Origin of the sequence: Actinomadura sp. HBU206391 (assembly GCF_014323665.1) — a bacterium.
Lineage (GTDB): Bacteria > Actinomycetota > Actinomycetes > Streptosporangiales > Streptosporangiaceae > Actinomadura_C.
In genome coordinates this window covers 1-3823 of the sequence record NZ_JABVEB010000399.1, presented here as the reverse complement: position 1 = coordinate 3823, position 3823 = coordinate 1, and the positions used below count along the sequence as shown (strand labels likewise).

The 3823-nt window shown below is 70.5% G+C and carries 6 protein-coding genes; 5 read left to right on the top strand and 1 reads right to left on the bottom strand.

The window, feature by feature from the left end:
- The 3 genes from HKK72_RS37215 to HKK72_RS37205 all read left to right on the top strand — a co-directional run.
- A partial coding sequence (locus tag HKK72_RS37215; protein ID WP_187239089.1) for a LysR family transcriptional regulator substrate-binding protein occupies positions 1 to 279 on the top strand: 279 nt, incomplete at its 5' end.
- 81 nt (positions 280 to 360) lie between these two features.
- Positions 361 to 648 carry a helix-turn-helix domain-containing protein gene (locus HKK72_RS37210; RefSeq protein ID WP_187239088.1) on the top strand — a complete coding sequence of 96 codons (288 nt, stop codon included), beginning with the start codon at positions 361 to 363 and terminating at the stop codon, positions 646 to 648.
- 12 nt (positions 649 to 660) lie between these two features.
- Positions 661 to 1965: a glucarate dehydratase family protein gene (locus HKK72_RS37205; RefSeq protein WP_187239087.1), complete on the top strand. Its 1305-nt coding sequence runs from the start codon at positions 661 to 663 to the stop codon at positions 1963 to 1965.
- A gap of 75 nt (positions 1966 to 2040) precedes the next feature.
- Here HKK72_RS37205 and HKK72_RS37200 read toward each other — a convergent pair whose 3' ends face one another.
- Positions 2041 to 2619, bottom strand: coding sequence for a TetR/AcrR family transcriptional regulator (locus HKK72_RS37200; RefSeq protein WP_187239086.1), 579 nt, complete (start codon positions 2617 to 2619; stop codon positions 2041 to 2043).
- Positions 2620 to 2749: 130 nt separating this feature from the next.
- Here HKK72_RS37200 and HKK72_RS37195 point away from each other — a divergent pair, with 130 nt between their 5' ends.
- The gene (locus HKK72_RS37195; RefSeq protein WP_187239085.1) at positions 2750 to 3460 is read left to right on the top strand and encodes an SDR family oxidoreductase; all 711 of its coding nucleotides are present in this window, start codon (positions 2750 to 2752) and stop codon (positions 3458 to 3460) included.
- Between the two features lie 148 nt (positions 3461 to 3608).
- Positions 3609 to 3823 (top strand): dihydrodipicolinate synthase family protein (locus HKK72_RS37190; RefSeq protein WP_187239084.1); only part of this gene is annotated, 215 nt, incomplete at its 3' end.

The window sequence follows — 3823 nt, the reverse complement described above, 5'->3', positions numbered from 1 at the left end:
GCGGGGTTCACCCCCCGGATCAACGCCGAGACCGACGACCTCGGCGTCCTGGCCGATCTCGCCGCCCACGGAATCGGCGTCGCCGTCCTGCCGCGGTCAGCGGCCGGACGGGCGCTCCGCCACCTCGTCACTCTCCCCTTGCGCGGCCCGGCGCTGCACCGCCCGATGGTCCTGGTCTGGCACCGGCACCGCGTCTCCGCACCGGGCCGGGCCTTCCTCGACCTCGCCGAGGTTCACGACGAAGCCGGTGACCAGGCGCCGGCCCCGGAAGACGGCTGACCTTCTCAGAATGTAGATGACGCCTCCATATCTATTAGACTGACCGTCCGTCCCCATGCTGGATTCCCGGAGGCCCGCGCCATGGCCGCATCGTCTGAGGAGTCGCCGGCCGACGCCGTCGACGACAAGATCTCCGGCGTCCGCGAGGTGAAGTCGGCTGCGCGGACCATCGAACCGTTCGAGCTCCTGACCTCCCGGCAGAATCGACCGGCCCGGCTGCGTGAGCTGACCGAGGCGCTCAACGTGCCGCGGGGCGGCCTGTACGCGCTGCTCCGCACCCTCACCAAGCACGGTTGGGTGCACAGCCGAGTGGGCCGCCGGCTTCCGGCGTACAGCACCGCGCTCGGCAAGGCCCTGCTCGCCGTATGAGGTATGCCGTTCATGCCGGAAGAAGTCGCCCTTCCCGTTCCGGACTCCCACCGTCAGCGAGTCACCGGTGTCACCGTCACTCCGGTCGCCTTCAAGGACCTTCCGCTGCTCAACACCGTCGGCGTGCACGAGCCGTACGCGCTGCGTGCGATCGTCGAGGTCCGCACCGATGACGGGCTGACCGGCCTCGGCGAGACCTACGCCGACGCCGACCACCTCGCCCGCCTGCGCCTCGCCGCCGACGAAATCGTCGGAACGGACGTCTGGGACGTCAACGAGCTCGCCCGCCGCATCCGCGTACTCCTGGCCGGAGGGCCCGGCACCGGAGACCACGGGATGGCCGGCATGGTCACGGGCACCAGCACCGCGGACGCGGTCCTGTCCCCCTTCGAGGTCGCCTGCCTGGACATCCAGGGACAGGCCACCGGCCTGCCGGTCAGCGCGCTGCTCGGCGGCGCCGTCCGCGACTCCGTCGACTACTCGGCCTACCTGTTCTACAAATGGGCGGGCCACCCGGGGCAGGAGCCGGACGGCTGGGGGGCCGCGCTCGACCCCGACGGCATCGTCGCCCAGGCCCGGCGGATGGTGGCCGAGTACGGATTCTCAGCGATCAAGCTGAAGGGCGGCGTCTTCCCGCCCGATGAGGAGATCGAGGCGATCCGCGCGCTGCACCGCGCCTTCCCCGAGCATCCGCTGCGGTTGGACCCTAACGGCGCCTGGACCGTCGAGACCTCGATCCGGGTGGGACGGGAACTCGACGGCGTCCTGGAGTATCTCGAGGATCCGACGCCGGGGGTCGACGGAATGGCCGAGGTCGCCCGCAAGGTGCCGATGCCGCTGGCCACCAACATGTGCGTCGTCGGTTTCGCCGGCATCGAACCGGCCGTACGCCGGAACGCCGTCGGGGTCGTGCTGTCCGACCACCATTTCTGGGGCGGTCTCGGCCGGTCCCGGCTGCTCGCCGGGATCTGCGACACGTTCGGGCTCGGCCTGTCGATGCACTCGAACTCCCATCTGGGGATCAGTCTCGCCGCCATGACCCATCTCGCCGCGTCGACACCCGTCCTCACCTACGCCTGCGACACGCACTGGCCGTGGAAGGACCCCGGTGAGGACGTCATCGCCCCCGGCGCGCTCACCCTCGCCGGCGGCGCCGTCGCGGTGCCTACCGGGCCCGGCCTCGGGGTCACGCTCGACCGGGACCTGCTCGGCCGGCTGCACGAGCAGTACCTTGAATGCGGGCTGCGCACGCGCGACGACACCGGCTACATGCGCGCCATCGATCCGTCGTATGAGCTGACGAGTCCACGCTGGTGACCGGGGCCGAGGGCGGCCACCAGGCCGCCGGCCATCATCACGTATCCCCCTTCGGCACATGTACGACGACACGTGTCAGGCGGGTGGGATGCACGCGTCGATGAGGGTCTCGGCCGCCGTGTGAACGCTCTCGGGCACGGAGGCGGCGCGTACGAGGGCATAGCACATGGCCCCATCGAAAATCACGGCCAGCTGCTGCGCGAGACCGTCCGGATCATCGGCGCCCGCGAGTGCCGCCTGGCGGGCGAAGAAGGCCTCCACCTGCAGCTTGTGGTCCAGCGTCACAGCGCGGGCGGGATGCGCCGGGTCCGGCAGCTCTACCGCCGCGTTCACGAACGCACAGCCACGGAAGTCCCCCGCGCCGGACTCGGCCCGCAGAGTCGAGAAGACGGCGAGCATCCTCTCCCGCGGAGTGGCGTCGTCGTCCTCGGCCGGCAGAAAGACGTCGATGAGCGCAGGCCCGCGGGCCGTCAGGTAGGCGGCCACGAGTTCGTCCTTGCCGGTGAAGCGCTGGTACAGGCTGCGCTTGGACACACCGGCGGCCTCGCTGATCCGGTCGACGCCGGTCGAGTTGATTCCCTCGTTGTAGAACAACTCGCTCGCGCTCGTGAGGATTCGCTCGCGCACCCTGTCGGGCTTGGTCTGCTTCGCCACTCTCGGCAGTCTAGCTCCCCGGTTGCCCGGAGGAAACAGATCGGTGTACCTTGAATCCGCAGGGGAAACAGATCTGTTTCCTTCACCGCACCACGACGGACGACCACCACCCACAGCGAGGAATAACAGCATGGACGTCAAGAACTCGATCGCGTTCGTGACCGGCGCCAACCGCGGCCTCGGACGGCGCTTCGCCGCCGAGCTGCTGGCCCGCGGAGCCGCCAAGGTCTACGCCGCCGCCCGCAACCCCGCGACGGTCGACCTTCCGGGCGTCGTGCCCGTGCGACTGGACATCACCGATCCGGCTTCGGTGGCCGAGGCCGCGGCCGCCGCGCCGGACGTCACGCTGCTGATCAACAACGCCGGCATCAGCACCCACACGCGCCTGACCGACGGAGACATCGCGAGCATCAGGCGGGAGATGGAGACGCACTACTTCGGCACCCTCGACGTGACCCGCGCCTTCGCCCCCGTTCTGGCCGGCAACGGCGGCGGGGCCATCCTCAACGTCCTGTCCGTCCTGTCCTGGGTCCACTACCCCGACTACGGCGGCTACAGCGCGGCGAAGGCCGCCGCATGGGCGATGTCCAACGTGATCCGGCAGGAACTGGCGCCCGCCGGTATCGACGTGACGGCACTCCACGTCGGCTACATGGACACGGACATGGCCGGCTACGTCGACGCCTCGCGCAAGGTCGATCCTGCCGACGTCGCCGCCGCCGCCCTGGACGGCGTCCAGGCCGGGATTCCCGAGGTGCTGGCCGACACGCCGAGTCAGCAGGTCAAAGCCGCCCTCTCCGGTGGACTCGATCTGTTGTACCCCCCGACCCCGTCCGTGTGAGAGCACCGCTGAGATTCGCGAGATCACGCGACCCACGACCCGATCGGGCCGGATCTGGGAGTATCACCGGCCATGGACTTCGGCTTCCGTCCCGAACTGGACGAACTGGCCGGGAAGATCTCCCTGACCCCCGGCGAGGTCGGGCGGGGTGCGCGCGGCGGTCGGCGCGGCGGCCGGTGAGACCCCGGTCGTGGCACCGGCCGGTTACGGCACCGCGCTGGCGATCGAGCTGGCCAAGGACGCCGCGGGCGCGGACGCGCTGCTCCTGCTCCCGCCGTACCTGACCGAGGCGGGCCAGGACGGCCTCGTGGCCCACGTGCGCGATGGCCGCGACCGGCCGGCCCGCCGGCCCGGTACGGCCGC

Coding starts and splice junctions, on each gene's coding strand:
- HKK72_RS37210 (WP_187239088.1), top strand. CDS start 361: ATGGCCGCATCGTCTGAGGAGTCGCCGGCCGACGCCGTCGACGACAAG.
- HKK72_RS37205 (WP_187239087.1), top strand. CDS start 661: ATGCCGGAAGAAGTCGCCCTTCCCGTTCCGGACTCCCACCGTCAGCGA.
- HKK72_RS37195 (WP_187239085.1), top strand. CDS start 2,750: ATGGACGTCAAGAACTCGATCGCGTTCGTGACCGGCGCCAACCGCGGC.